Source organism: Pseudomonas sp. OA65, assembly GCF_017498305.1.
GTDB lineage: Bacteria > Pseudomonadota > Gammaproteobacteria > Pseudomonadales > Pseudomonadaceae > Aquipseudomonas > Aquipseudomonas zanjanensis.
Genome location: NZ_JAGDEZ010000010.1, coordinates 68,992 through 94,618, shown reverse-complemented (window position 1 = coordinate 94,618; position 25,627 = coordinate 68,992). Strand labels below are relative to the sequence as shown.

The following is a 25,627-nucleotide window of genomic DNA, read 5'->3' as shown; positions in this document are numbered from 1 at the left end:
GTTCACTGCGGCCCATTGTGAGAGTGAGCCTGCTCGCGAAGGTAGTATCACAGTCAATGAAGCTGTTGGATGCGCTGGCCTCATCGCGAGCAGGCTCGCTCCCACAGGTTTTGAAGTGTGTATGGGTTTTGTGTCTGCTGAAGATCAATGTGGGAGCGAGCTTGCTCGCGATAGCGGTGGCGCAGCCACATAGATACTGGAATACCCCGCTCTTGCTTTGCTTTGCTTTAGATCTTGATCTGGGCGCCCTGTTAAACCACGCTGGCCGAACGCAGGCATTGTGGAGTGGGCATCCCGGCATGGATGCCGGGATAGCCGCGCTGGGCCATGGATGGCCCTTCGCGGCGGCCCACGGAGCAATGCCTTCGTTCGGGCACACCGAGCCTAGGCGAGGTGCCGAGTGGTGGGGCAAAGCGTTTTTGGTTACTTTTGGCGCTCTTCCAAAAGTGACCCGCCGTCAGGGCGGAACCCTAAGCCGCCGTTACCGCAGCAACGGATATGTACCCAATCCAACCCAACCCCAAAGAAAACAGCGCTCCCTCGAAAAAAAAAGCACCGTCTCCTTAAGTGAACAGTATTACGTCTTGCACGGTCCTTCTTTATGGGAAGCGATTCTTGACACTGGCCGGTCAGCTTCTCTAGGATGCCGCTCATGCGCCGATTTAAACAGCTACTTGCGGGGCGCCAGGTGACTCATCCCGTCGCCGATAGAAGCCGGAATACACGGCTTCGAAATACCGCTAAAGCGCTGGTTCGGTGTTGCCTCTCACCTGCCATGCAGACTTTTGAGGCAGAGACACGACACGATGAACGCACCCAGCCCCCTTGTACGTCTTGCGCCGATCACGGCGAACCTTGTCCAACGTAATCCGAAAATTCTCCTGGGCGGGACCCACCAGCCGACGCTGTTGCGGTATCTCGACGGTTGGCCGCGACGCAACCACGGCCCGGCGGCTTTCCTGATCCAGTTTGTCGAAGACAGTGAATCCCTGGCGCGTTTCGCCAATGACAGTTTCGACCTGGCAGTCATTCAGTCGCCAAATGCGGCTGACGCTCCCGAGATGATCCGGCAGCTGACCCGTGTGGCTCGACAGGGGCTGATCACTCGCCGCTAGGGCGGTCAGCGCTTGGCCATGGCTCGAAACTGGTTGGCATGCATGCAATTCGATACGATGTTGCTTCGCGTCGACCAGTCGGTATTGATGATGTGGAAGCGCTGGATGTAGCTGTTGCTGTCTTCGGATGCAAACCAGAGATCCACTTTGTTGCTGAAATCGTCAGGGACGTAAAGGCCGGAATATTTGGCGCATTGAATGGAACGAAGAGCGTAGGGCCTTTTGGGTTGGGAACTGGCTTCGTCCATGAAGCTTTTCAGTGTCGAAGTACTTACATAATTTTCTCCGATCCATTGCTGCTCGACGCCGGGCCAGTAATTATTCTCGCTGTAAGCGTTATAGGAGATGACAACGTTTCTTCCAGGCGCGCTTAGTTTTAATTCCTGAAGCGTCAGATAGCGTTGGGAATACGGGATCAGTCGATGTCCAATCGTTTGATCAATTAAGGCTTGAAGCTCTTGGTGCGAGGCATGGGTGAAGTTTTTGAATTGATGAAAGTTAAGAATTATTATTTCGTGCTCTCGGCCAGGCGTCGCGTAAAACGCATTGAGCACATCAAGGACATCCGTAGCTACGGTGCGTCCGGAAGCGGTCAGGTGGTATAGCTGAAAACGACGTGGATGTCCGATGGGCTGACTTGGGAACAGCTCTACACGCAAATCAAGGGCCCTGAACCCCCTGATGATTTGCTCGCGGATGGGTACATCCTGAGTGATTTCGTTTGGCAACATAAACTTAGGGGCTTCTTTGTCAGAACCCGAATCATGGGTGCCAGGTAAGATTAATTCATCGATGCGGAGTTTGTAGAGGCCCGGAGTATTATTCATCCAGCGGTCGCTGAGGTTGATGTTCATGTTATTCGCCCTTGAATAATGGATTGGAAATTAAAAGAGCGCTGTTGGCGCGTTTTTAATTTCCTGCATGAACAGTTTGATGTCAAATCAAAGGCGGAGTTGTCTTGTGCGCTAATGTTTCGATGTGGAACAGGGTGCAGGTGTGTTGATTATAAGTACTCGATGCGAGTTATATATATAAGCTGTTCTCCGGCCGGTGTTTGAACTCGGGCTTCGGCATCCAGCGCCTTGCCAATCAAGGCTCGCGCAAGCGGCGAATCAATACTAATCAGGTTTTGTTTCAAGTCCAGCTCATCGGGCCCGACGATGCGATAGCGGGATTCGGTGCCATCTTCGTCCTCGATCGTCACCCAAGCGCCGAAATACACCTTGTTCGGATCGCTGGGTTTTTCACTGACCACCTTGAGCGCCTCAAGGCGTTTGGTGAGGAAGCGCACGCGACTGTCGATTTCCCGCAGCATTTTCTTGCCGTAGGTGTATTCGGCATTTTCCGAGCGATCACCCTGGGCCGCTGCCTCGCTGACCGCCTGGGTCACCTGGGGACGGCGCACATGCCACAGCTCATGGAATTCGGCGCGCATCCGCGCTTCACCCTCGGGGGTGATCAGCGCGGTGCCGGCGGTGCGGGGTGGGCGATAACGGCTCATGGCAACTTCTTGTAATAGCGAAGCCGAGAGTCTATCAACCCTCGCGCAACACTGTCAGCGGGCTGGCGTTGAGCGCCCGACGTGTGCCGAACACCCCGGCTGCGCCGATCAGCAAAGCCCCCAGCAGCGGCAATACCAATAGCCATGGATGCGGATGCCAGGGCAGGTCGAAGGCGTACCGGTAAAGCACCAGGCTCACCAGCTCCGAACCCAGGGCCGCCAGCAGGCCGCTGACCGCGCCCAACAGGCCGAATTCGATGCGCCGGGCCTTGACCAGCAGGGGCCGTTCGGCGCCCAGGGCGCGCAACAGTGCGCCTTGGCGAATCCGTTCGTCGAGGGTCGCCTGCAGGCCGGAGAACAGCACCGCCATCCCTGCCGCCAGCACGAACAACAGCACGTACTCCACGGCCAGGGTGACCTGGGCCAGGATGCTGCGCAGTTGTTCGAGCAGGGCTTCGACTTGCAGGATCGTCACCGCCGGGAAGGCCCGGGACAGGTCGACGATCTGTTGGTCGTGACCCGCTGCCAGGTAGAAGCTGGTGAGGTAGGTGGCCGGCAGGTCCTTCAACGTGCCGGGCTGGAAGATCATGAAGAAGTTGGGCTGGAAATTGTCCCAGTTGATTTCCCGCAGACTGGTGACCTTCGCTTCACGGTTGACGCCGCCCACGCTGAAGACCAGGCGATCGCCCAGCTTGATCTTGAGGTTTTCGGCCACTTTGCCTTCCACCGAAACCCCCGGGACATCGTCCGGTGGCTGCTGCGGCCACCAGGTCCCGGCGGTGACGACGTTGCCCGCCGGCAGGTCCGCGGCCCAGGTCAGGCTCAGGTCGCGTTGCAGTGCCCGGTCACCCGCCGAGTCTTTGGTGACGAACTCCGTGGCCGGTTCGCCATTGATGCTGATCAGGCGCCCGGGTACCACGGGATAGAGTGGGGCTGATTGCGCGGACAATTCCAGCAGTTTGTCGGTGAAGGCCTGCTTGTCGTTGGGCAGGATGTTGAGGGCGAAATAGTTCGGCGCATTCTTGGGCAACTGGTTTTGCCAGGTGTCCAGCAACTCACCGCGCAGCAGCGCGATCAGCGCCATGGACAACAGGATCAGGCCGAACGCCAGGGCCTGGCCGGCAGCCGCCAAGGGATGACGCAGCAATTGGCCGAGGCCCAGCCGCCAGGGCAGGGCGGCGCGGGCCAGCAGGCGACGCAGGCTCTGGAGCAGCAGCAACAAGAGGCCGCCGAGCACCAGCGCGGCAACGACGCCACCGCCCAACAGGGCGAAGGTCAGCACCAGGTCCAGGCTCAGGCGCCACATGATCAGGCCCAGGGCACCCAATGCGGCACCGTAGATCACCCAGGAGCTGGAGGGGATCGGCAGCATGTCCCGGCGCAGCACACGCAGCGGCGGTACTCGCCCCAGCGCAGCCAGTGGCGGTAGGGCGAACCCTGCCAATGCCACCAGCCCGGTACCGATGCCGGCGATCGCCGGCAGCAGGCCGCCGGGGGGAACGGTGGTAGGCAGCAGGTCGTGCAGCAGGGCGAACAGGCCCAATTGGGCGACCCAGCCGAGCAGGGCGCCGCTGATACTGGCGAGCAGGCCCAGCACCGTCAATTGCAGGCTGAACAGCACCATGGTTTCCCGGCGGGACAGGCCCAGGCAGCGCAGCAGCGCGCTGGCATCGAAGCGTCGGGTGGCAAAGCGGTTGGCCGAAAGCGCGACGGCCACACCGGACAGCAATACCGCCACCAGACTGGCCATGTTCAGGTAGCGCTCGGCCTTGCCCAGGGCGCCGCCGATCTGGCGATTGCCGTCGCGGGCATCCTGCAGGCGCTGGTTGGGTTCAAGGCCAGGCTTGACCAGGTCGCGATAGGTTTGCAGGGCCGGTGCCGGGCCGCGCCACAGGTCGCGATAGCTGACGCGACTGCCCGGTTGCACCACGCCGGTGGCCTCCAGGTCCTTGAGGTTGATCAGTACCCGCGGGGTGAGGCTGTAGAAGTTGCCGGCGCGATCCGGTTCATAGGTCAGCACTCGGGCCAGGCGCAGGGTCTGATTGCCGACGTCGATGCTATCGCCGATCTTCAGGTCCAGTGCTGTCAGCAGCCGCGCCTCGACCCAGGCCTCGCCAGGGGCCGGACGTCCGCCGGTTTCTTCCGGGGCGAACGGGGTGGGGGTGCTTTTCAGCTCACCGCGCAGCGGGTAGCGGTCATCGGCCGCCTTGACGCTGGACAGCTGGATGCCATTGTCGGTGGCCACGACACTGGAAAACTCCACCACCCGGGCGTGTTCCAGGCCCAGTTCGGTGCCGCTGCGGATCTGCTCCGGGCGGGCCGGCGAGCTGCCTTCGAGCAGCAGGTCGGCGCCGAGGAATTCGGTGGCGCGCATCATCATCGCGCCGTTGAGGCGGGCACCGAAGTAACCGATGGCGGTGCTCGCCGCGACCGCCACCAACAGGGCGAAGAACAACACCCGCAACTCACCGGCGCGGGCGTCGCGAAGCAATTGGCGGACAGCGAGACTGAACAGGCGCAACAGCGGCAAGCGTGCCATCAAGGCTCCAGAGGGGCGACCATCTCGCCGGCTTCAAGTCGGATCAGGCGCCGGCAGCGATGGGCCAGGCGTTCATCATGGGTGACCAGCACCAGGGTCGTACCGCGCTCCTGGTTCAGTTCGAACAGCAGGTCGCTGATCCGCTCGCCGGTGTGGCTGTCGAGGTTGCCGGTGGGTTCGTCGGCAAACAGTACGTCGGGCTCGGCGGCAAAGGCGCGGGCGATCGCCACCCGTTGCTGTTCGCCACCGGAGAGCTGGCGCGGCGAATGGGTCAGGCGCTGGCCCAGGCCGACGCGCTGCAAGAGTTGCGTGGCGCGTTCGCGGGCATCCTTGCGGCCGTCCAGTTCCAGCGGCAACATGACGTTTTCCAGCGCGTTGAGGCTGTCGAGCAACTGGAACGATTGGAATACGAAACCAACATGTTCGGCGCGAATCCGCGCTCGCTGGTCTTCATCCAGCGCGCTGAGGGCCTGGCCGGCGAGCGTGACCTCGCCGCTGCTGGGCAGGTCGAGGCCGGCCAGCAGGCCCAGGAGGGTGGATTTGCCGGAACCGGATGCGCCGACGATGGCCAGGCTGTCGCCCTTGTTCAGTTCCAGGCTGAGTTCATGCAGGATGGTCAGTTCACCTTCCGCGCTGGCGACCACTTTGCTAAGGTCCGTCGCGGTGAGAATGCTTGAGCCCATGGAGAATCCGATGCGTGTGTGGTTTTTGAGTGCCGGCCTGGCCTTGATGTGCATGGTCCAGAACGCAGCGGCGGGTACAGTCCTGATCGTTGGCGATAGTATCAGCGCGGCTTTCGGCCTGGATACCCGGCAAGGGTGGGTGTCGTTGCTCGAACAACGGCTCAAGGCCGAGGGTTTTGACGATAAAGTGGTCAATGCCTCCATCAGCGGCGACACCAGCGCCGGCGGCCAGGCGCGGCTGCCGGCGCTGCTTGCAGCCCATAAACCGGACCTGGTGATCCTGGAGCTGGGTGGCAACGATGGCTTGCGTGGACAGCCGCCAACACAATTGCAACAAAACCTTGCAGCGATGATCGACAGCGCCCGCGCCAGCGGTGCCCAGGTGCTTTTGCTGGGCATGCAATTGCCGCCCAATTATGGACGGCGCTACACCGATGCCTTCGCCCGGGTCTACAGCACCCTGGCCGAGGAGAAGAAAGTCCCGCTGGTGCCGTTTTTCCTCAAGGACGTCGGTGGCGTTCCGACCATGATGCAGAGCGACGGATTGCACCCGTCCGTCGCGGCCCAGGGCAAGTTGCTGGAAAATGTCTGGCCGACGCTGAAACCGCTGCTTTGACGCTTTTCTACCGGCGGGCTTTCGGCTAATGTGGCGCCCCCGATTTGGAGCCCCCGATGCCGCGTCCCGCCTGGTCCCTGTTTGCCTACCAACTGATCGAGCCTGACGAGCAGCTGGACCTGTTCGCCTGCCAGGAAGTACGGGTGCACCTGGTGACCCGGCAGTTGGAACTCGGTGGCTCGGCCGACCGGACCCTCTGCGGCAGCCTGCTGCCGGCCCAGCCGCGCTGGTCGAGCGTCGATCGCAGGATTTTCCAGGACCATCGCCTGTGCTCGCTGTGCCGGGCGATCCTGGAATCCCAGAAACGCGGCACGTCGCCGATCTGGCCGGAGCTGCGGTTCGAGTTGTAGTTTCCCAGATTTCGACATGTCCCTTGTGGGAGCGAGCCTGCTCGCGATGGCGGCAGCACATTCAACATTAATGCAAGCAGACCCACCGTTATCGCGAGCAGGCTCGCTCCCACAGGGATTTGGTCGAACCATCCATAGATGTGAATGCCTGAAACAATGCTTCACATCGGACGCCTCCGTACCGCTCTCCCCGAAATAACAGGTGGCAGTGTACAATCGCCGTTTTCATACCCCAGTTCGATCTGCGAAGGATTTCCCGGATGTTGCCGCGCTTGCCTGCCGTCGCCCGCTGCCTGTCTCTTGCCGCCCTGTGTGTGGCGGGCCCCGTTGCCGCCCTGGAGCTGCCCCTGCCACCGCCGGGTGAAGACATCATCGGCCAGGTGCAAGTCATCAAGGCCAAATACGAAGACACCTTCGCCGACCTGGGCACCGCCTATGACTTGGGCTACAGCGAGATGGTCGCCGCCAACCCGGGGGTCGATCCCTGGTTGCCGGGCGCCGGCACCGAGATCGTCTTGCCCACTCGCTTCATCCTGCCGCCGGGCCCACGCGAGGGCATCGTGATCAACCTGGCCGAGTACCGCCTCTACTATTTCCCCAAGGGGCGGAACGTGGTCTACACCTTCCCGCTGGGGATTGGCCGTGAAGGCTGGGGCTCGCCAATCGCCCACACCAGCATCATCGCCAAGACCCCGAACCCGACCTGGACGCCGCCTGCATCGATCAAGGCCGAACACGCCGCCGACGGCGACCCGTTGCCGAATGTCGTGCCCGCCGGTCCTGATAACCCGCTGGGCCCTTTCAAGTTCACCCTGGGCACCCCGGGCTACCTGATCCACGGTTCGAACAAGAAGTTCGGCATCGGCATGCGCACCAGCCACGGTTGCTTCCGGATGTTCAACAACAACGTACTGGAAATGGCCGGCATGGTGCCGGTGGGCACGTCGGTGCGGATCATCAACGACCCCTACAAGCTGGGCTTGAGCGGCGGCAAAGTGTACCTGGAAGCGCATACGCCGCTGGACGACAAGGGCAACCCGTCGGTGGTGGACAAGCACACCGCCGTGATCAATGCGATGCTCAAGCGTGAAGACATCACCAGCAACCTGCGCATGAACTGGGACGTGGTGCGGGACGTGGTGGCGGCCGAAGATGGCCTGCCGGTGGAAATCGCTGTTCCAAATACCTCGGCCCCGATGGTCTCGAGCGCGCCGATCGACTTGCAACAGTAAAAGCTCGAAAGCAACCCGCCGACGTTTCGCGACGTCGGCGGGTTTTTTATCGCCTGGCAAAAACACCCGCCAATAAAAAAGCCGACCCAAAAATGGGTCGGCTCGATAACAATCCCGAAGGACTATTACTTGCGGCTAGCTTTTTCCAGCATGCGCAGAGCACGCTCGTTAGCTTCGTCAGCAGTCTGTTGTGCTTTTTGAGCAGCAGCCAGAGCTTCATCAGCTTTACGGTAAGCTTCGTCTGCACGAGCCTGGGAGCGAGCTGCTGCGTCTTCGGTAGCAGTCAGACGTGCTTCGGTTTCTTTCGATGCGCTGCTGCAACCGGTAGCCAGAACTGCGGCCAGGGCCAGAGCAGAGAATTTCAGAACGTTGTTCATCGGTTTCCCCTTCAAGGACTTTCTATTAGTGACTGTCTCCCCAGACTGAGGAGTTAGCCGGCGTACATACTACCCATTACTTGTAGTAAGTAAACTGACGTAGCGCAAGAAGCAAAAAAATTGTAGGCGGTGATTCTTTTTCGAGCAACTTTTCTTAGGGTTGTTTAAAAAATATACAGCCCCAAGCCCTTGGCTGGAGCGCGTCGAGGAAGAAAAGTTCCGCAGCACGGAAGAACTCTTGCGGTCCTTGCTAACGTCGTTGTTTATTGATTCACCTACACTTTTGTACGTTTTTTGTGCAATGTCCCAAGCATCTTTATTGGTATTGGCGGTGACTTTAACTACGCGCGCTCGTCTCAAGACTCAACAACCGGCGATGTTCAGCTATTGCACCGTGACCGACTACGGCGCGACGATGGCGCTCAAACGATAAACCCAACCAGGTTCACCCCTTCGATGACAGGCGTGCCTTGAGCATTTGCGTCATTGGTGCCTACTATTCACGACGTGCTCGGGTTTGAGCGGATCGGTTTTGGTGCTCGGTGACCAGGAAGGCACGGGGTGGCGTAGAGGTTCCTTCGCCGGAAAAACATCGGTAAGGTAGGGGTCGGCATTCAGACCCGCGAGGAGTAGTGATGAGCGAGGCGGTTACCATCCACCATGACCAGGCTGGTCATCAGTTCGAGACCAATGTGGACGGTCATCGTGCCTATCTGACCTACATGGACCTGGGCAAGCAGACCCTGGACATCTATCGCACCTTCGTGCCCAACGCCCTGCGTGGCAGGGGGATTGCTGCGAAGTTGACCGAAGAGGCGCTGAAGTACGCCGACGAAATGGGCTACACGGTGATCCCGTCCTGCTCCTACGTGGAGCGCTACATGGAGCGTCACCAGCGGCACGCGGCGAAGCTCTGAGAAAAACGGATTCCAATAAAAACGCCGGACTGAAATGTCCGGCGTTTTTTTTGCGCAGCTTTTTATGCGTTGAAGCAGGTCGATCAGCCGCGTTGCCGCTTCGGCAGTACATCCTTGAGCTTGGCATGCATGCTGCGCAGGGTGTTCTCGGTCGCGCTCCAGTCGATGCAGGCATCGGTGATGGAGACGCCGTACTGCAAGTCGGCGAGGTCTTTCGGGATGGCCTGGCAGCCCCAGTTCAGGTGGCTTTCGACCATCAGGCCGATAATCGACTGGTTGCCTTCCAGGATCTGGTTGGCCACGTTCTCCATCACCAGCGGTTGCAGCGCCGGGTCCTTGTTGGAGTTGGCGTGGCTGCAGTCGACCATGATGTTCGGCTTGATCTTGGCTTTGTTCAGCGCCTGTTCACACAGGGCGACGCTGACCGAATCGTAGTTCGGCTTGCCGTTGCCACCGCGCAGCACTACGTGACCGTAGGCGTTGCCCTTGGTGGTGACGATCGACACGCCACCTTCCTGGTTGATGCCCAGGAAGCGGTGCGGGCTGGAAACCGACTGCAAGGCATTGATCGCCACGGTGAGGCCGCCGTCAGTGCCGTTCTTGAAGCCCACCGCCGACGACAGGCCGGAGGCCATTTCGCGGTGGGTCTGGGATTCGGTGGTGCGCGCGCCGATGGCCGACCAGCTGATCAGGTCTTGCAAGTACTGCGGCGAGATCGGGTCGAGGGCTTCGGTGGCGGTGGGCAGGCCCATTTCCGCCAGGTCCAGCAGCAATTGGCGACCGATGTGCAGGCCGTCCTGGATCTTGAAGGAGTCGTCCAGGTACGGGTCGTTGATCAGGCCTTTCCAGCCGACGGTGGTCCGAGGTTTCTCGAAATACACGCGCATGACCAGATACAAGGTGTCGGACACTTCCGCGGCCAGCACTTTCAGGCGCTCGGCGTATTCGTGGGCGGCCTTGATGTCGTGAATCGAGCAGGGCCCGATCACCACGAACAGGCGATGGTCGGTGCCGTCCAGGATATTGCGGATGACTTCCCGGCCCTTGGTCACGGTGCGCAGGGCAGCGTCGCTCAGGGGAATATCACGCTTGAGCTGGTCAGGCGTGATGAGGGTCTCGTTGGAGGCGACGTTAAGGTCATTGATCGGTAAATCAGCCATCGTGTTACTCGTCAGGTCACGGGTGCCGGCCGCCAGCGATCCCCGCGCGGCGGTGCACAGCGGATTTTAAGCGCGTCGGGGAGCCGAACCTTATCGCGTTACGAGGCTGCTCGACAATGGGCTGGGCCCGGTTTAATTGTGGCAAGGGCGCTTGCTCCCACTGGATTCGTAGGAGCTGTCGAGCGAAGCGAGGCTGCGATCTTTCCACAGCCGATTGAGTCGAGAGCGAAAGCTCAAAAGATCGCAGGCTTCGCCAGCGCCTACAGAACCAGGCTGTGTAATGATGTGCACAAGCTTTTTACCAGGGGAGTCGCAGCGATGCAGGCAGGCGCTAAACCGCGGATCGGGATGATCGGCACCGGGGCGATTGGCGGGTTCTACGGGGTGATGCTGGCGCGCGCCGGTTTTGACGTGCACTTCCTGTTGCGCAGCGAGTTTGCTGCCGTGGCCGAAGCCGGTTTGCGAATCGACAGTGCGGTCCACGGTGCGCTGGCCCTCAACCCGGTCCAGGCCTATCGCTCGGCAGCCGATATGCCGCCCTGCGACTGGCTGCTGGTCGGCGCCAAGACCACCAGCAATGCCGACCTGGCCCCGGCCATTGCCCAGGCGGCCGCTGACGGGGCCAAAGTCCTGCTGCTGCAGAACGGCCTGGATGTCGAAGACGACCTTCGCCCGCTGCTGCCCGACTCGTTGCACCTGCTGGGAGGCCTGTGCCTGATCTGCGTGCATCGCGTCGGCCCTGGCGTCGTCGCCCACCAGGCACTAGGCGCGGTCAATGTCGGTTATCACAGCGGTCCTTGTGCCGATCAGGCGCAACGCATGGCCATCGTCGAAGAGGCGGCGATGCTGTTCCGCAGTGCCGGTATCGACGCCCAGGCCATGCCTGGCCTGCAACAGGCCCGCTGGCAGAAGCTGGTGTGGAATGTGCCGTACAACGGCCTTTCGGTTCTGCTGGGCGCCAGCACCACGCCGTTGATGGGCAATGACCATAGCCGCGAATTGATCCAGGCATTGATGGGCGAGGTGGTTCGCGGCGCCCAAGCCTGCGGGCATCAGATCGCGCCGGGTTATGCCGAGTACCTGTTCGCGATGACCGAGAAGATGCCCGACTACTGGCCGAGCATGTACCACGATTATTCCCACAAACGTGCGCTGGAACTGGACGCGATCTACGGCCGGCCATTGGCGGCGGCGAAAGCGGCAGGGTGTGAGCTGCCGAAAATCGAAGCCTTGTATCAGGCGTTGGCGTTCATGGATCGGAACAATCGCTGAGCGGGCGAAAGGGGGAGCGGCATGGCAAACAACATCGACGACAAACTGGTGCTGGCGATTTCGTCGCGGGCGCTGTTCGACCTGAGGGAAAGCCACAAGGTGTACCTGTCGAGTGGCGTCGAGGCCTATCGGCAATACCAGATCGAGCATGAAGACGAAGTCCTGGCACCCGGTGACGCGTTCGCCCTCGTGCAGAAACTGCTGGACCTCAACGAGCATTTGGGGCGGGCCCGGGTCGAGGTGATCCTGGTCTCGCGCAACAGTGCCGACACCGGCCTTCGAGTGTTCAACTCGATTCATCACTATGGGCTGGCGATTTCACGCGCGGCCTTCGTAGGCGGTCGCAGTCCTTACCCGTACCTCAAGGCATTCGGCTGCGACCTGTTCTTGTCCACCCATGCCGAAGACGTGCGCAGCGCCCTGGACGCCGGGTTTGCCGCAGCGACCATCTTGTCGGGTGGGGCCAGTCGCGCCGCCAGCGGGGAGTTGCGCATCGCCTTCGACGGTGACGCCGTGCTGTTTTCCGATGAGTCGGAGCGTGTCTATCAGACCGGTGGTCTGGAGGCGTTCCAGGCCAGCGAGCGACAGGCCGCCCGCGAGCCGCTGCGGGGCGGGCCGTTCAAGGGCTTCCTGGCGGCGCTCAATGCGCTGCAACGTGAGTTTCCCGAGGACGCCTGCCCCATCCGCACGGCGCTGGTGACGGCCCGTTCGGCACCGGCCCACGAGCGGGTCATCCGGACGTTGCGTGAATGGGACATCCGTCTGGATGAGTCGTTGTTTCTCGGCGGCCTGACCAAATCGGCCTTTCTGGAGGCTTTCGCCGCCGATGTGTTTTTCGATGACCAGACCGGCCATTGCGAACTGGCCCGCGAGGTGGTTGCCACCGGTCATGTGCCCCATGGCATCAGTAACGAAATAAAGCCCTGACGACCTCGGGGCCGGGACGTCAGGCCGCACGTCGCAGTCTCCAAGGCGCTGCTAAGCTGAATCAATCTCCGCCATTCTGGCACGCGAGGAGGTCACATGATTCGTTCGATGCTGTACGCCACAGACCTGGGTCTCTACGCCCCTTATGTGATGCAGCATGCCTTGGCGCTGGCACGGACGTTCGAAGCCGAGTTGTATGTGGTGCATGCGGTAGAACCGATGGGGCTGTTCGCCGAATCGGTGTTGCAAAGCTATCTCGACGAGCAAGCGCTGAACGAATTCCATCGCCAAGGTCTGAGTACGGTGATGGCCAATATCGAACAGCGGGTGCTCGACAATTTCCGCGAGGAGTTGGGGGACGGGCAACAGGACTTGAAACTGATCAAATCGGTCAGGGTGTACCAGGGCGATCCTTCCCAGGTCATCCTGGAGCAGGCTGCGAAACTCTCGGTGGATCTGTTGATCGTGGGCAGTCATTGCCAAGGAGCGAGCGGCGAAACCCCCTTGGGCAGGACCGCAGCACGGGTATTGCAGTTATCCCGGGTACCGGTCTACCTGGTCCCGCTGGTGCAGCGCCGACGCCAGGGCGAGGCCTGAGGCTAAATGATGGCGCTTTATAAAAAGTTCTAGATTTATTGTCGTGACCTTCCATATAGTTATATACCGTCGCTGATGCCCGTGGCGTCCAACTGCTTTGAGGGATACATATGAAGCTTCAACAACTGCGCTACATCTGGGAAGTGGCGCACCACGACCTCAACGTTTCCGCTACTGCCCAAAGCCTCTACACGTCGCAACCCGGCATCAGCAAGCAGATCCGCCTGTTGGAAGATGAACTGGGCGTCGAAGTCTTCGCCCGCAGCGGCAAGCACCTGACCCGCGTGACCCCGGCTGGCGAGCGCATCATCACCACAGCCGGCGAGATCCTGCGCAAGGTCGAGAGCATCAAGCAGATCGCCCAGGAATTTTCCAACGAGAAAAAAGGCACCCTCTCGATCGCCACCACCCACACCCAGGCTCGTTATGCGCTGCCGCCGGTGATCAGCAATTTCATCAAGCAATACCCCGACGTGGCGCTGCACATGCACCAGGGTTCGCCGATGCAGATCGCCGAGATGGCGGCCGACGGCACGGTGGATTTCGCCATTGCCACCGAGGCCCTGGAGCTGTTCGGGGACCTGGTGATGATGCCGTGCTACCGCTGGAACCGCTGCGTGGTCGTGCCCCAGGGCCATCCGTTGACCAAGCTGCCGAAGCTCACCCTCGAAGCCCTGGCCGAATACCCGATCGTGACTTACGTATTCGGTTTCACCGGTCGTTCCAAACTCGACGAAGCCTTCAGCCACCGTGGCCTGACGCCAAAAGTGGTGTTCACCGCCGCCGACGCCGACGTGATCAAGACTTACGTTCGCTTGGGCCTGGGCGTGGGCATCGTCGCGAAGATGGCCGTCGATACCAAGCTCGACAGTGACCTGGTGGTGTTGGATGCCAGCGAATTGTTCGAATCCAGCGTGACCAAGATCGGTTTCCGTCGTGGCACGTTCCTGCGCGGTTTCATGTGCGATTTCATCGAGAAATTCGCGCCGCACCTGACCCGCGAAGTCATGGCCAAGGCCATCCAGTGCCACAACAAGCAGGAACTCGAAGAGCTGTTCGACGGTGTCGAGCTGCCGGTGCACTAAGGCCCTTTTAGATCGCCTCGGTGACAGCGAACTGTTGCCGGGCGCCCGCGACCACGATCTCCACTTCATCCCCTTCGAACTTGCCCAGCAGGCCTCGGCCCAGCGGTGAGCGAGGGGTGATGACGGTGATCGGCTGGCCCACCAGCGAAACTTTCAAGCCTGCCGCATCCGGCCCCAAAAAGAGCCATTGCTGGCGGCCGTCCTCATCTTCCAGGCCGATCAACGTGCCGACCTGAATGCCGCGCTGTTCGTCGTAAGGCCTTAACGCCAGGTTCTGGCAGAGGGCGAGGGCCTGGCGGATTTCTTCCACGCGCCTGGCTTGTCCGGCGGCGAGGTAGGATGCCTCGAGGCCCAGGGTGTCGTACTTGTTCTCAGCGATGTTTTCTTCGTGGGTCGCGGTTTCGTAGGCGGTCTGCGCGGCGCGTTCGGCGATGTCGAGATCAATCTTGAGCTTGTCGAGAATCAACTGGTGGACGGTCTGTTTGTTCATATCATTCGCAGAATTGCAGGACGTTGGCGCGGCTTTTTTCACTGGGGGCATTCTGGTCCTGCTGCAACCAGAACTGGCACTTGGGGTTGGACAGGTTGCGCGGATTGCTCCTGGCCTGATCGAGCGCCTGGCGCTGCTCGTTCCTTTGCAGGTTCTGCTGGTACTGCTCGAACATGGGGGCGGGCGGTTCCGGGGCCGGCTGCAGCGCCGGTGGTTGCGCCAATTGATGGACGGCGGCGGCCACGGGCGCCAGTTGTTCGTCGAACAGGAACCTTGACAGCAGCCAGCCGGTCATGACGATGGCGAGAAACCCCAACCATAGGCCCAGGGCAATACTGACCGTCAATTTCAAAGTGCTGAGACGTGGGGCTGGCGGGTGATCAGGCATGGCTGCTTCCTGGCAGGGGCATGGGCAGGCGGTGATTGTCGCATGAAGATTTAATCGCCGTCGGCTCTTCTGCGCGATCGGTTTATTCGGGACAATCAGGCCTTTGTCACAGGGAGTCGGGAATGGCTGTGCGCTGGGATATTTTTTGCACCGTCGTCGATAACTATGGCGACATCGGTGTCACTTGGCGCCTGGCTCGGCAATTGGTGGCCGAGCACCAATGTGCGGTGCGGCTCTGGGTTGACGATCTACGCGCCTTCGAACGGCTGTGTCCGGAAATCGATATCACCCTGTCCGAGCAATGGCAGCAGGGCGTACAGGTGCGCCACTGGCCTGCGGACTGGCCGGCTACCGAGGCCGCCGAGGTGGTGATCGCCGCTTTTGCCTGCCAGTTGCCGAGTGCCTACATGGAGGCGATGGCCGAGCGCCCGACCGCGCCCTTGTGGATGAACCTCGATTATTTGAGCGCCGAGGACTGGGTGATCGGTTGCCACGGCTTGCCGTCGGTCAAATACAAGCACGTGCAGAAATACTTCTTTTTTCCGGGCTTTCGGGAGGGAACAGGTGGTTTGCTGCGTGAGGCCGGTTTGCTGGAGCGTCGTCGGCAATTCCAGCAGGATGCCGAGGCACAACGTATTTTCCTCCAGGGATTGGGCATCGAGCGGGCGCTGGAGACTTGCCTGATCTCGCTGTTTGCCTATGAAAACGCAGGTTTGGCGAGCTGGTTTGACGCAATGGCAACCGATGCCCAGGCGTTCCATGTGCTGGTTCCCGAAGGGCGGGTGTTGGGCGATGTCGAGCGTTGGCTCGGTGTCGAAGGCCTGAAGGCCGGTGCGCTGCATCGACGCGGCGCGCTGACGGTGCAGGTGCTGCCGTTCGTCCGCCAGGACCAGTACGACCACTTGCTGTGGTGCTGTGATTTCAATGCCGTGCGCGGCGAAGACTCCTTCGTGCGCGCTCAATGGGCCGGCCGGCCGCTGCTGTGGCATATCTACCAGCAGGAAGAGGACGTCCACCTGGAAAAGCTCGAGGCGTTTCTCACCCTCTACAATCAGGGGCTTTCGCCGGCCGCGCAAAAAGCGACCAGTGGTCTGTGGCGGGCCTGGAATGCCGGCCAGGACATGGCCGAACATTGGAAAGCCAGCCGCGAACAGCAGCCGGAACTGCTCGAACACGCCCAGGCGTGGTGTCTGGAACAGGCCTCGCGACCCGATCTTGCCGCAGCGCTGGTGAAGTTTTATGTAAATTGGATATGATACGCGGCCTAGATTTTTGTAAATCCCATCCAAATTCGGATATTCGCAATGAAAACTGGTAAAGAACTGAAACCCGGGACCGTGATCCGTCTCGAAAACGATCCTTGGCTGGTTCAGAAAGCTGAGTTCACCAAGTCGGGTCGTAACAGCGCGATCATGAAGACCAAGCTGAAGAACCTGCTGACCGGTTACAAGACCGAGATCGTCTACAGCGCCGACGACAAACTGGACGACGTGATCCTCGACCGCAAAGAAGCGACCCTGTCCTTCATCAGCGGCGACACCTACACGTTCATGGACACCACTGACTACACCATGTACGAGCTGAACGCCGAAGACATCGAAAGCGTTCTGCCGTTCATCGAAGAAGGCATGACCGACGTCTGCGAAGCCGTGTTCTTCGAAGAGCGCCTGGTTTCCGTAGAACTGCCGACCACCATCGTGCGTCAGGTTGACTACACCGAAGGCTCCGCTCGCGGTGACACCTCCGGCAAGGTCATGAAGCCTGCCAAACTGAAGAACGGTACCGAGCTGTCGGTAGCTGACTTCATCGAAATCGGCGACATGATCGAGATCGATACCCGCGAAGGCGGTTCCTACAAAGGTCGCGCTAAATAAGCGAAGCCCTCTGTATGAAAAAAGCCCGACCATTGAGTCGGGCTTTTTTATGTCTGCCGGATCAGATTTAGACCAGAGGCATTATGGAGGCTGTGGTGAAGGGATTTTTCCCCGCTCTGTGGGAGCAAAGCTTGCTCGCGATACAGGCGCCTAGGTTCCAGAGGCACCGCGCTGTTTTCATCGCGGGCAAGCCTTGCTCCCACAGTGTTTCACCACAAATCACTTCAAGTGTTGCTTGAGCTCTTGCGACACCTCCAACATCGCCGAACGCACCGCAGGCACCTGGCTGACCACGTTGAGCAAGCCATAGTCGTGGATCATGCCGTTGTAACGTACAGCTGTGACCGGGACCCCCGCCGCGTCCAGTTTGCGGGCATAGGCTTCACCCTCATCACGCAAGACATCGGCCTCGGCAGTCTGTACCAGCGCGGGCGGCAGGCCCTTGAGTTGCGCGGTGGTTGCCCGCAATGGCGAGGCATAGATCTCGCTGCGTTGCCCGGCATCGGTGGTGTAGTTGTCCCAGAACCACTTCATCATGTTCTTGCTGAGGAAGTGTCCTTCGGCGAACTGGTTGTAGGACGCCGTCTCGAAGCTGGCATCGGTCACCGGCCACAGCAATGCCTGGAAGCGGATCGCCGGGGTGCCCTTGTCCTTGGCCATCAGCGCCACGACCGCGGCCATGTTGCCACCCACGCTATTGCCCGCTACCGCTAGGCGCTTGCCATCGACATTGATTTCCTTGCCATGCTCAGCGACCCATTTCGTCGCCGCATAGGCCTGGTTGATCGCCACCGGGTAATGCGCTTCGGGAGAGGGTGTGTAGTTGACGAACACCGCGACGGCGCCCGAACCCGCCACCAGATCCCGAACCAGTCGTTCGTGGGTCGGGAAGTCCCCCAATACCCAGCCACCGCCGTGGAAGAACATGAACACCGGCAACTCACCCTTGACCCCAGCGGGGCGAACGATGGTCAGGCTGATCGACTGGCCGTCGACCTTGATGGTCTTCTCGCTGACATCGGCTTTGGGCAGCGTCAACTTCACACCTGCCTGGGCGCCGACCAGTACGGCACGTGCATCCTTGGGCGACAGCTGTTCCAGCGGCTTACCGGTGCCGGCATTCAGCGCGTCGAGAAACGCCTGGGTGTTGTGTTCGACGATGCCGTCGGCGAAGGCACTGCTGACGCTGAGGGCGAGAAGGGTGGCGGTCAAGGCTTTGCTGAGCGTGTTCATGGGTATCTCCTTAAAATCGGGGCCGGTTTGGGTGGTTTAGACGGTTACGTGCAGGCGCACATCGACATTGCCGCGAGTGGCGTTGGAGTACGGGCAGACCTGGTGAGCCGCATCCACCAGGCTTTGCGCGTCGGCTTGGGCCAGGCCCGGCAGGCTGATGTGCAGGTCGATGTCGAGGCCGAAACCGCCGGGGATCTGGCCAATGCCGACATGGGCGGTGATCGAGGCGTCGTCCGGGATCTTGCGTTTGCTTTGGCCAGCCACGAATTTCAAGGCGCCGATGAAGCAGGCCGAATAGCCGGCGGCGAACAGCTGCTCAGGGTTGGTAGCCGCACCGCCTGCACCGCCGAGTTCCTTGGGCGTGGCGAGTTTGACATCGAGGATGTTGTCGCTGGAGATCGCACGACCGTCACGGCCGCCAGTGGAAGTTGCGATTGCGGTGTAGAGAGTTTGCATGATGATCGCCTCGTTTCTGGGTTGATTATTTGCGCTAAATGTTTGCGCGCTAAGTAGGTGTGAGGCAAATGTATAGCGCTAATATTTTGCGCGCAATATAAATTTTCGAAGCGAGATGGAATCGGCGATCTGAAAAAGCCTGAAAGCCTTTAGCTAGAGCGGTTATTGAGCGTCTAGAATTTTTTAGGAGGGCAGGGTAGACAGGGTTGGTGCTATCGCGAGCAGGCTCGCTTCCACACTGGATCTCCGGTGAACACAAAATTCATGTCCGACACAAAACCCTGTGGGAGCGAGCCTGCTCGCGATAGCGGTGGATCTGAACAGAGGATGTTGGATGTGCCGCCGCTTTCGCGAGCAAGCCCGCCCCCCAGGGGTTAGCGGTGTTTTTAGAGGCTGTCTTGCAAATGGCCGCGCAGCGCTTGCAGGTCAAGTTGCAGCTTCTTCAACTGCTCCAATGTCTGGCCGCTGGCGGCGAGAATGCATTGGGGGATGTCGAGGGCCTTCTCGCGCAGGGCACGACCCTGTTCGGTGAGTTCGACAATCACCACGCGTTCGTCCTCACGGCTACGGGTGCGGCTCAACAGCCCTTCGGCCTCCAGGCGCTTGAGCAGAGGAGTCAGCGAGCCGGGATCGGTGAGCAGGCGGGTGCTGATTTCACCGACGGTCAATCCGTCCTGTTCCCACAGCACCATCATCGCCAGGTATTGCGGATACGTCAGGCCCAGGGCCTGTAGGAGCGGCTTGTAGACTTTGGTCATCAGCAGCGACGTGGAGTGCAGGGCGAAGCAGACCTGATTGTCGAGCAACAGGGCTTCACAGGCTTCGGGGGTGTCGCGCAACGTGTTCATGGCAAAACCTTCAATCAATGATCGTTACGAATCTAGCGGGCAAATCTTTAATGCGCCAGATAATTCTGACGTGCTGACCCAGTGTCCCGTTTCCCCGTTGGCGCGGACTGCGTAGGATATACGCCCTAAGGAAAGGGGAATTGTCTTGTTCGAATTTGTGCAGTTTTTGCTGTTTGGTGCCGTATTGGGAACCTTGGGGGGATTGTTCGGGATCGGTGGCGGCCTGATTGCCATTCCGGTGTTGGGCGTCTGGTTCGGCCTCGACCAGCAACTGGCCCAAGGTACGGCGCTGGTCATGGTGGTGCCCAACGTCATGCTTGCGTTGTGGCGCTATCACCAGCGCAACCGCATCGAGTTGCGCCATGTCCTGCCGTTGGCTTCCATGGGGTTCTGCTTTGCCTGGCTCGGCTCGATCTGGGCGGTGGGGATTGACGCGGACCGCATGCGGATCGGTTTCGTGGCGTTCCTGATCGCACTGACACTCTACAACCTGGTCCGCATGTTCGCCGCCAGTGCACCGGCTTCGGCGCAGATGCGTCATGGCTGGCCATGGCTCGCCGTGCTGGGGGCCGCATCCGGCACCATGGGTGGCCTGTTCGGTGTCGGTGGGGCGGTGGTCGCCACGCCGATCCTGACCAGTATTTTTGGCACTACCCAAGTGGTTGCTCAAGGCTTGTCCCTGGCGCTGGCCTTGCCCAGTACCGGTGTGACCCTCGCCACGTATGCGTTTCACCACGAAGTGGACTGGAGCATCGGCCTGCCGCTGGCCGTCGGTGGCTTGCTGAGCATCAGTTGGGGGGTGAAAGTCGCCCACGCCTTGCCGGAGCGGCTGTTGCGCGGGCTGTTCTGCGGTTTCCTGGTGCTGTGCGCGGTGCTGCTCGCCTTTAAAGTTTGAACCCTTCGACGATGTGTTCGGCCAGGCACTCGGTGATCGGCGACGGGTTGTGCAGGTTGCGGATCAGCATGATGCTGGCCTCGGGCAGTTCCGGCAGGTCTTCGGCCTCGCCGAGTACGCGCATGTCCGGGGTCAGCAGGCTTTCCAGTTGCGCCGTGATTGCCAGGCCGGCACCCACCACGGCCATGAGCGCCGACAGGCTCGAGCTGTTGTATGCGACGCGGTAATCGCGGCCCATGGCATCCAGCGCATTGCAGGCCCATTGCCGGCAGAAACAATCGCTGTTGAACATCGCCAGCGGCAACGGTGTTTGTTCGTGAACGTTGAAACAGGCGGCTTCGGCCCAGACAAAGCGCTCCTTGCGTAGCAACTGGCCGATCTCATCCCCCGGTTTACGGGTGACGATGGACAGGTCCAGGTCCTGGCGCAGCAGCAACTGCTTGGACGACTCGCAGTGCACTTCGATTTCGATCAAAGGGTAGAACTGGGCGAAGCGTTGCAGGATGCCCGGCAGGAAACGCATCACATAATCGTCCGGGGTGCCGATGCGCACCGTGCCGACCATGTGCGGTTCGCGCAGAGTATTGAACACTTCGCTGTGCAGCTTGAGGATCCGCCGGGCGTAACCCAATAGCACCTGGCCTTCGGCGGTGAGCTTGACTTGGCGCCCGTCACGCTCGAACAGCCGTCGCTGCAACACGTCTTCTTCCAGCCGCTTCATCTGCATGCTGACGGCAGACTGGGTGCGATTGACCAATTCCCCGGCCCGGGTGAAACCGCCCTGGTCGGCGATGGCGACAAAGGTACGCAGCACTTCCGTATCGATGCTCGGGTAACTCGACAATTGATCAATCTCCGAGATGTATTGCATAAGAAACATTCGTTGGATTGATCTTAGCGTCAGCGCGAGACTTGAGCCATCCCCAACGGAGGACATCACGATGAAAGGTCAAAAAGGTTATCTACTGATAGACAAACTCTCCCACGGCTTCTCGGTCAGTGCTCTGATGCATAAGGTTAGTCGCTGGTACGAATTGCACCACGAACGTGAGTTGCTGGCCGGCATGAGCGACGAGGCGCTCAAGGACATTGGCGTGAGTCGTGCCGACGTAGAGCAGGAAGTGGTTCGGCCATTCTGGGATGACCCAATGCACAAATGAGCCATCCTTTCCTACACAAACCCCTTATTGGTGAGGTAGGTTGCGAGCAGACAAGGAGATCTCCATGCCCGCGACTGTGTCCTTTACCCTCAAACAGGCCCGGCGTCTGGCGCTGGCCGCCCAAGGATTCGATGGGCGGTCGCCGCCAGCTTCGGTGCAACCCTCGCGCCTCAACCGCCTGATCGAACGCCTCGGCGTCCTGCAGATCGATTCCGTCAATGCGCTGGTGCGCTCGCATTACCTCCCGCTGTTCTCCCGCCTCGGTCACTACAATCGCGATTTGCTCGATCAAGCTGCCTGGAGCCAGGGCCGACGTCGCACGCTGTTCGAATACTGGGGCCATGAGGCCTCGCTATTGCCGATGTCGATGTATCCGCTGATGCGCTGGCGCATGAATCGGGCGTCGGGTGGCGAAGGGATCTACCAGCAATTGGCGCGTTTCGGCCAGGAACGCCAGGATGTCATCCGCCGTGTCCTGGCGGCGGTCCAGGAGCAGGGCGCTCTTGGCGCAGGCAGTTTGTCCACACGCCAGGAAAAGGCCGGGCCGTGGTGGGACTGGAGTGCCGAAAAACATGCACTGGAATGGCTGTTCGCGGCAGGTGAAGTCACGGTAGCCGGGCGGCGTGGGTTCGAGCGGCTCTATGACTTGCCCGAGCGGGTACTGCCGGCTTCGATCCTGCAGCAACCACTGCCGGACGCAGCCCAGGCCCAGCGCGCCTTGCTGGTGCATGCCGCCGAAGCCCTGGGCATCGCGACCGAGAAAGATCTGCGCGACTACTTTCGTCTCGACCTGACCGACAGCCGTGGTCGGCTGGCCGAGTTGGAGGAGGCCGGAGAATTGCTGCGCTGTGAGGTGCAGGGCTGGAAGCAACCGGCCTGGTGCCGACCCGCGGTGAAAATTCCGCGCAAGGTCGCCGCCAGTGCCTTGCTGTCGCCGTTCGATTCACTGGTCTGGGAGCGCGGCCGTACCGAGCGGTTGTTCGACTTTCGCTATCGGCTGGAGATCTACACACCGGTGCACAAGCGGGTGTATGGCTATTACGTCCTGCCATTTCTGCACAACGAGCGGATTGCCGCCCGGGTTGATCTGCGAGCGGAGCGGGCGTTGGGGCAATTGGCGGTGCATGCCGTGCACGAGGAAGCGCCGGGGCTGGACGAGGAGGGGATGCAGGCTCTTGCACTGAACCTGTGGCGCATGGCCAGGTGGCTGGGGCTGGAGCGGGTGCAGCTCAATTGCCAGCGGGTGAGTGGGGTGCGGTTGGCGGTGGCATTGGCTGATGTCGCCGGTGATTGAACCGGCCCCTTCGCGAGCAGGCTCGCTCCCACATTGGATCTGCTGTGGACACAAAAGCTGTGGTCACCGCAGATCCCTGTGGGAGCGAGCCTGCTCGCGAAGCGATTGAACAGGCGAAGAAGAACCTAGCGCCGAACCTGTTTCAATGTCTCGGCAATCAAAAATGCCAATTCCAGCGACTGATCGGCATTCATCCGCGGGTCGCAGTGGGTGTGGTAGCGGTCCGACAGTCCATCCTCGGTAATCGGGCGTGCGCCGCCGATGCATTCGGTGACGTTCTGCCCGGTCATTTCGATATGAATCCCGCCGGCATAGGTGCCTTCGGCTTCGTGGACCTGGAAGAACTGCTTCACTTCGCCGAGGATCTGCGCGAAGTCCCGGGTCTTGTAGCCACTGCTGGCCTTGATGGTGTTGCCGTGCATCGGGTCGGAGCTCCACAGCACTTGCTTGCCCTCGCGCTGCACGGCACGCAACAGCGGCGGCAAGTGTTCGCCGACCTTGTTGGCACCCATCCGGGCGATCAGGTTCAGCCGGCCGGGATCGTTGTCCGGGTTGAGCACGTCGATCAGGCGGATCAGGTCGTCCGGGTCCATGCTCGGGCCGACCTTGACGCCGATCGGGTTGTTCACTCCGCGCAGGAATTCGACATGGGCGCCGTCCAACTGGCGGGTGCGGTCGCCGATCCACAGCATGTGGGCCGAGCAATCGTAATAATCGTTGGTCAGGCTGTCACGGCGCACGAAGGCTTCTTCGTAATTGAGCAGCAACGCTTCGTGGGCAGTGAAGAAACTGGTTTCGCGCAGTTGCGGCGAGCTGTCCATGCCGCAGGCGCGCATGAATGCCAGGGTTTCGTCGATGCGGTCGGCCAGGTGGCTGTATTTTTCCGCCAGGGCCGAATTGGCGATGAAGTCCAGGTTCCACTTGTGCACCTGGTGCAGGTCGGCGAACCCGCCCTGGGCGAAGGCCCGCAGCAGGTTCAAGGTGGCGGTGGACTGATGATAGGACTGCAACAACCGTTCTGGATCCGGTACGCGGCTTTTCTCGTCGAAACCGATGCCGTTGACGATGTCGCCCCGGTAGGCCGGCAGGGTCACGCCGTCGATGGTTTCATCGTTGGCCGAGCGCGGCTTGGCGAACTGCCCGGCCATGCGCCCGACCTTGACCACCGGGCAGCCGGCGGCAAACGTCATGACGATCGCCATCTGCAATAGCACCTTGAAGGTGTCGCGGATCTTGGCCGCCGAGAACTCGGCAAAGCTTTCGGCGCAGTCGCCGCCTTGCAGGAGGAACGCCCGGCCCTGGGTCACCTCGGCGAACTGACGGCGCAACTCCCGGGCTTCACCGGCAAACACCAGTGGCGGATAACTGGCCAGGGTCTGCTCCACCTGCAACAGGTGCGAGGCATCGGGGTAGCGGGGTTGTTGCTGGATCGGCAGGGCGCGCCAGCTGTCAGGGCTCCAGGGTTGGCTCATCATGATCTCTAGGTGATTTACGCTCGGACGGTCATGTTATCAGCAAATTAGTGCGTGACCTGTTCCGGTTGCTTCGCGGACAATCGCGCCTTTGCCCCGCATCCACAGGCTCATGCCGGCACGGCAGCCATCAGGAGATGAAATGACAGAGGAGCGTGTCGAGCATTTGCTCGCCGAGGTGCACGACGAGTTCGGCATGATTCGCGTATTCGAAGTGGCCGATTACAGGTTTCTCGAGTTCGGCGATGCCATCGAGCAAAGCTGCGTGTTCACGGCTGATCCCAGCTGGCTCGAATACGACTACACCCGCGCCATGCTCATTGGAGCGTTGTGTCATGAGCAGCCGGAAAGCGCGCTGTTCCTGGGTCTGGGCGCCGGGACGCTGACCCAGGCCTGCCTCAAGTTCCTGCCGTTGGAAGATGTCGAAGCCATCGAACTGCGCCCCGACGTGCCGCGCCTGGCCATCGAATACCTGGGGCTGGATGACGATCCGCGGCTGTATATCCGCGTTGGCGATGCCTTGGAATTGCTTGAAACGGCGGAGCCGGCGGACCTGATTTTCGTCGACCTCTATACCGATGTCGGCCCAGGCGTCGGGCACTTGGCCTGGGGGTTCCTGGAAAACTGCCAGAAACGCCTCAACCCCGGTGGCTGGCTGGTGATCAACCAATGGGCCACCGACGACGGCAAGCCGTTGGGCGCGGCGCTGTTGCGTGGTTTGTACCACCGGCATTATTGGGAGTTGCCGGTGAAGGAGGGCAACGTGATCCTGATCGTGCCGGCGGACCTGGATCAGGAATTGGATATGCAAGGGCTGGTGGCCAGGGCCGAAGGGTTGGCGCCGCGGCTGGGTTATTCGTTGCAGTCGCTGATCAAGGCCATTCGCCCGGCGACGTGATCGAGCAAAGCCATAAGTCCTTGTGGCAAGTGAATGCCCTGTGGCGAGGGAGCTTGCTCCCGCTGGGTCGCGAAGCGGCCCTTCGATTTTAGATATCAACCCAGGCGTCTGCTTCGCAGCCGAGTGGGAGCAAGCTCCCTCGCCACAAGGGCAGAGGCTTCTGGAGGTGAATCGTTTTAGATGGCTGCCCCAATGCCTTGTGACAGCGAGCCCCATAACGGGGTTTTGTAGTAAAAAAATCTCCCATT

Annotated in this window: 28 protein-coding genes; 15 read left to right on the top strand and 13 right to left on the bottom strand. The window is 60.7% G+C overall.

All coding sequences use genetic code 11. The annotated features are described in order from the left end of the window. The first annotated feature begins 806 nt into the window (after nucleotides 1–806). Nucleotides 807–1,115 (top strand): class I SAM-dependent methyltransferase, encoded by a 309-nt coding sequence (locus J3361_RS11145; RefSeq protein ID WP_207964580.1) that lies wholly within the window; start codon nucleotides 807–809, stop codon nucleotides 1,113–1,115. Nucleotides 1,116–1,120: 5 nt separating this feature from the next. On the opposite strand, the gene J3361_RS11140 is transcribed toward J3361_RS11145, so the two are convergent. The 4 genes from J3361_RS11140 to J3361_RS11125 form a co-directional block, all read right to left on the bottom strand. Next, nucleotides 1,121–1,969, bottom strand: coding sequence for a hypothetical protein (locus J3361_RS11140; RefSeq protein WP_207964579.1), 849 nt, complete (start codon nucleotides 1,967–1,969; stop codon nucleotides 1,121–1,123). 149 nt (nucleotides 1,970–2,118) lie between these two features. Further along, nucleotides 2,119–2,616: a transcription elongation factor GreB gene (gene greB / locus J3361_RS11135; protein WP_207964577.1), complete on the bottom strand. Its 498-nt coding sequence runs from the start codon at nucleotides 2,614–2,616 to the stop codon at nucleotides 2,119–2,121. Nucleotides 2,617–2,650: 34 nt separating this feature from the next. Then, nucleotides 2,651–5,155 carry an ABC transporter permease gene (locus J3361_RS11130; RefSeq protein WP_207964575.1) on the bottom strand — a complete coding sequence of 835 codons (2,505 nt, stop codon included), beginning with the start codon at nucleotides 5,153–5,155 and terminating at the stop codon, nucleotides 2,651–2,653. Beyond that, nucleotides 5,155–5,838 carry an ABC transporter ATP-binding protein gene (locus J3361_RS11125; RefSeq protein ID WP_053120463.1) on the bottom strand — a complete coding sequence of 228 codons (684 nt, stop codon included), beginning with the start codon at nucleotides 5,836–5,838 and terminating at the stop codon, nucleotides 5,155–5,157. The genes J3361_RS11130 and J3361_RS11125 overlap by 1 nt, the downstream gene beginning before the upstream one ends. Nucleotides 5,839–5,848: 10 nt before the next feature. Between J3361_RS11125 and J3361_RS11120 the strand changes: the two genes are divergently transcribed. The 3 genes from J3361_RS11120 to J3361_RS11110 all read left to right on the top strand — a co-directional run bounded on the left by J3361_RS11120 (nucleotide 5,849) and on the right by J3361_RS11110 (nucleotide 8,036). After that, nucleotides 5,849–6,454 carry an arylesterase gene (locus J3361_RS11120; protein WP_207964573.1) on the top strand — a complete coding sequence of 202 codons (606 nt, stop codon included), beginning with the start codon at nucleotides 5,849–5,851 and terminating at the stop codon, nucleotides 6,452–6,454. A 56-nt stretch (nucleotides 6,455–6,510) separates the two neighbouring features. Beyond that, entirely contained in the window at nucleotides 6,511–6,804 is a 294-nt protein-coding gene (locus J3361_RS11115) for a hypothetical protein (RefSeq protein ID WP_042728326.1), read from the top strand. Nucleotides 6,805–7,064: 260 nt separating this feature from the next. After that, nucleotides 7,065–8,036, top strand: a complete 972-nt coding sequence (locus tag J3361_RS11110; protein WP_207964571.1) for a L,D-transpeptidase family protein — start codon at nucleotides 7,065–7,067, stop codon at nucleotides 8,034–8,036. Nucleotides 8,037–8,161: 125 nt separating this feature from the next. Here the strand turns inward: J3361_RS11110 and oprI are convergent, their stop codons facing one another. Beyond that, nucleotides 8,162–8,413: an outer membrane lipoprotei OprI gene (gene oprI, locus J3361_RS11105; RefSeq protein ID WP_003183784.1), complete on the bottom strand. Its 252-nt coding sequence runs from the start codon at nucleotides 8,411–8,413 to the stop codon at nucleotides 8,162–8,164. Between the two features lie 635 nt (nucleotides 8,414–9,048). Here oprI and J3361_RS11100 point away from each other — a divergent pair. Beyond that, nucleotides 9,049–9,330 (top strand): GNAT family N-acetyltransferase, encoded by a 282-nt coding sequence (locus tag J3361_RS11100; protein ID WP_207964569.1) that lies wholly within the window; start codon nucleotides 9,049–9,051, stop codon nucleotides 9,328–9,330. An 83-nt stretch (nucleotides 9,331–9,413) separates the two neighbouring features. Here the strand turns inward: J3361_RS11100 and J3361_RS11095 are convergent, their stop codons facing one another. Next, a complete protein-coding gene (locus J3361_RS11095; protein WP_003199364.1) occupies nucleotides 9,414–10,490 on the bottom strand; it encodes a 3-deoxy-7-phosphoheptulonate synthase in 1,077 nt (358 codons plus the stop codon). Between the two features lie 318 nt (nucleotides 10,491–10,808). On the opposite strand from J3361_RS11095, the gene J3361_RS11090 reads away from it, so the two are divergent. The 4 genes from J3361_RS11090 to cysB all read left to right on the top strand — a co-directional run bounded on the left by J3361_RS11090 (nucleotide 10,809) and on the right by cysB (nucleotide 14,371). Beyond that, nucleotides 10,809–11,762, top strand: coding sequence for a putative 2-dehydropantoate 2-reductase (locus tag J3361_RS11090; RefSeq protein ID WP_207964567.1), 954 nt, complete (start codon nucleotides 10,809–10,811; stop codon nucleotides 11,760–11,762). A 21-nt stretch (nucleotides 11,763–11,783) separates the two neighbouring features. Beyond that, nucleotides 11,784–12,689, top strand: coding sequence for a 5'-nucleotidase (locus J3361_RS11085; RefSeq protein WP_186705359.1), 906 nt, complete (start codon nucleotides 11,784–11,786; stop codon nucleotides 12,687–12,689). Between the two features lie 96 nt (nucleotides 12,690–12,785). Continuing rightward, a complete protein-coding gene (locus tag J3361_RS11080) occupies nucleotides 12,786–13,286 on the top strand; it encodes a universal stress protein (protein WP_186705358.1) in 501 nt (166 codons plus the stop codon). 110 nt (nucleotides 13,287–13,396) lie between these two features. After that, the gene (gene cysB, locus J3361_RS11075; protein WP_003199376.1) at nucleotides 13,397–14,371 is read left to right on the top strand and encodes an HTH-type transcriptional regulator CysB; all 975 of its coding nucleotides are present in this window, start codon (nucleotides 13,397–13,399) and stop codon (nucleotides 14,369–14,371) included. Between the two features lie 7 nt (nucleotides 14,372–14,378). Here the strand turns inward: cysB and J3361_RS11070 are convergent, their stop codons facing one another. Then, nucleotides 14,379–14,861, bottom strand: coding sequence for a GreA/GreB family elongation factor (locus J3361_RS11070; RefSeq protein ID WP_207964565.1), 483 nt, complete (start codon nucleotides 14,859–14,861; stop codon nucleotides 14,379–14,381). Between the two features lies 1 nt (nucleotide 14,862). Next, nucleotides 14,863–15,249 carry a cytochrome b/b6 domain-containing protein gene (locus J3361_RS11065; RefSeq protein ID WP_207964563.1) on the bottom strand — a complete coding sequence of 129 codons (387 nt, stop codon included), beginning with the start codon at nucleotides 15,247–15,249 and terminating at the stop codon, nucleotides 14,863–14,865. A gap of 122 nt (nucleotides 15,250–15,371) precedes the next feature. On the opposite strand from J3361_RS11065, the gene earP reads away from it, so the two are divergent. Then, nucleotides 15,372–16,505: an elongation factor P maturation arginine rhamnosyltransferase EarP gene (earP, locus tag J3361_RS11060; RefSeq protein ID WP_207964561.1), complete on the top strand. Its 1,134-nt coding sequence runs from the start codon at nucleotides 15,372–15,374 to the stop codon at nucleotides 16,503–16,505. Between the two features lie 48 nt (nucleotides 16,506–16,553). Further along, a complete protein-coding gene (locus J3361_RS11055; protein WP_003199385.1) occupies nucleotides 16,554–17,123 on the top strand; it encodes an elongation factor P in 570 nt (189 codons plus the stop codon). 219 nt (nucleotides 17,124–17,342) lie between these two features. Here J3361_RS11055 and J3361_RS11050 read toward each other — a convergent pair whose 3' ends face one another. From J3361_RS11050 to J3361_RS11040, 3 genes are all read right to left on the bottom strand, one after another. Further along, nucleotides 17,343–18,356: an alpha/beta hydrolase gene (locus J3361_RS11050; RefSeq protein WP_207964559.1), complete on the bottom strand. Its 1,014-nt coding sequence runs from the start codon at nucleotides 18,354–18,356 to the stop codon at nucleotides 17,343–17,345. Between the two features lie 36 nt (nucleotides 18,357–18,392). Continuing rightward, complete coding sequence (locus J3361_RS11045; RefSeq protein ID WP_207964557.1) at nucleotides 18,393–18,812, bottom strand: organic hydroperoxide resistance protein; 420 nt, start codon at nucleotides 18,810–18,812, stop codon at nucleotides 18,393–18,395. A gap of 386 nt (nucleotides 18,813–19,198) precedes the next feature. Then, complete coding sequence (locus J3361_RS11040) at nucleotides 19,199–19,660, bottom strand: MarR family transcriptional regulator (RefSeq protein ID WP_207964555.1); 462 nt, start codon at nucleotides 19,658–19,660, stop codon at nucleotides 19,199–19,201. Nucleotides 19,661–19,805: 145 nt separating this feature from the next. Between J3361_RS11040 and J3361_RS11035 the strand changes: the two genes are divergently transcribed. Beyond that, nucleotides 19,806–20,555, top strand: a complete 750-nt coding sequence (locus tag J3361_RS11035) for a sulfite exporter TauE/SafE family protein (RefSeq protein WP_207964553.1) — start codon at nucleotides 19,806–19,808, stop codon at nucleotides 20,553–20,555. Here the strand turns inward: J3361_RS11035 and J3361_RS11030 are convergent. Further along, nucleotides 20,545–21,399, bottom strand: coding sequence for a LysR substrate-binding domain-containing protein (locus J3361_RS11030; RefSeq protein WP_027912697.1), 855 nt, complete (start codon nucleotides 21,397–21,399; stop codon nucleotides 20,545–20,547). The two genes, J3361_RS11035 and J3361_RS11030, sit on opposite strands and share 11 nt — an antisense overlap. A 97-nt stretch (nucleotides 21,400–21,496) precedes the next feature. Between J3361_RS11030 and J3361_RS11025 the strand changes: the two genes are divergently transcribed. Continuing rightward, on the top strand, nucleotides 21,497–21,715 hold the full coding sequence (locus J3361_RS11025; protein ID WP_207964551.1) for a DUF1127 domain-containing protein: 219 nt from the start codon (nucleotides 21,497–21,499) through the stop codon (nucleotides 21,713–21,715). Nucleotides 21,716–21,779: 64 nt separating this feature from the next. Further along, entirely contained in the window at nucleotides 21,780–23,009 is a 1,230-nt protein-coding gene (locus tag J3361_RS11020) for a winged helix-turn-helix domain-containing protein (protein WP_207964549.1), read from the top strand. Between the two features lie 125 nt (nucleotides 23,010–23,134). Here J3361_RS11020 and J3361_RS11015 read toward each other — a convergent pair whose 3' ends face one another. Beyond that, nucleotides 23,135–24,481: a 3-deoxy-7-phosphoheptulonate synthase class II gene (locus tag J3361_RS11015; protein WP_207964547.1), complete on the bottom strand. Its 1,347-nt coding sequence runs from the start codon at nucleotides 24,479–24,481 to the stop codon at nucleotides 23,135–23,137. Nucleotides 24,482–24,623: 142 nt separating this feature from the next. On the opposite strand from J3361_RS11015, the gene J3361_RS11010 reads away from it, so the two are divergent. Continuing rightward, the gene (locus J3361_RS11010; RefSeq protein WP_025212625.1) at nucleotides 24,624–25,379 is read left to right on the top strand and encodes a spermidine synthase; all 756 of its coding nucleotides are present in this window, start codon (nucleotides 24,624–24,626) and stop codon (nucleotides 25,377–25,379) included. Nucleotides 25,380–25,627 lie beyond the last annotated feature (248 nt).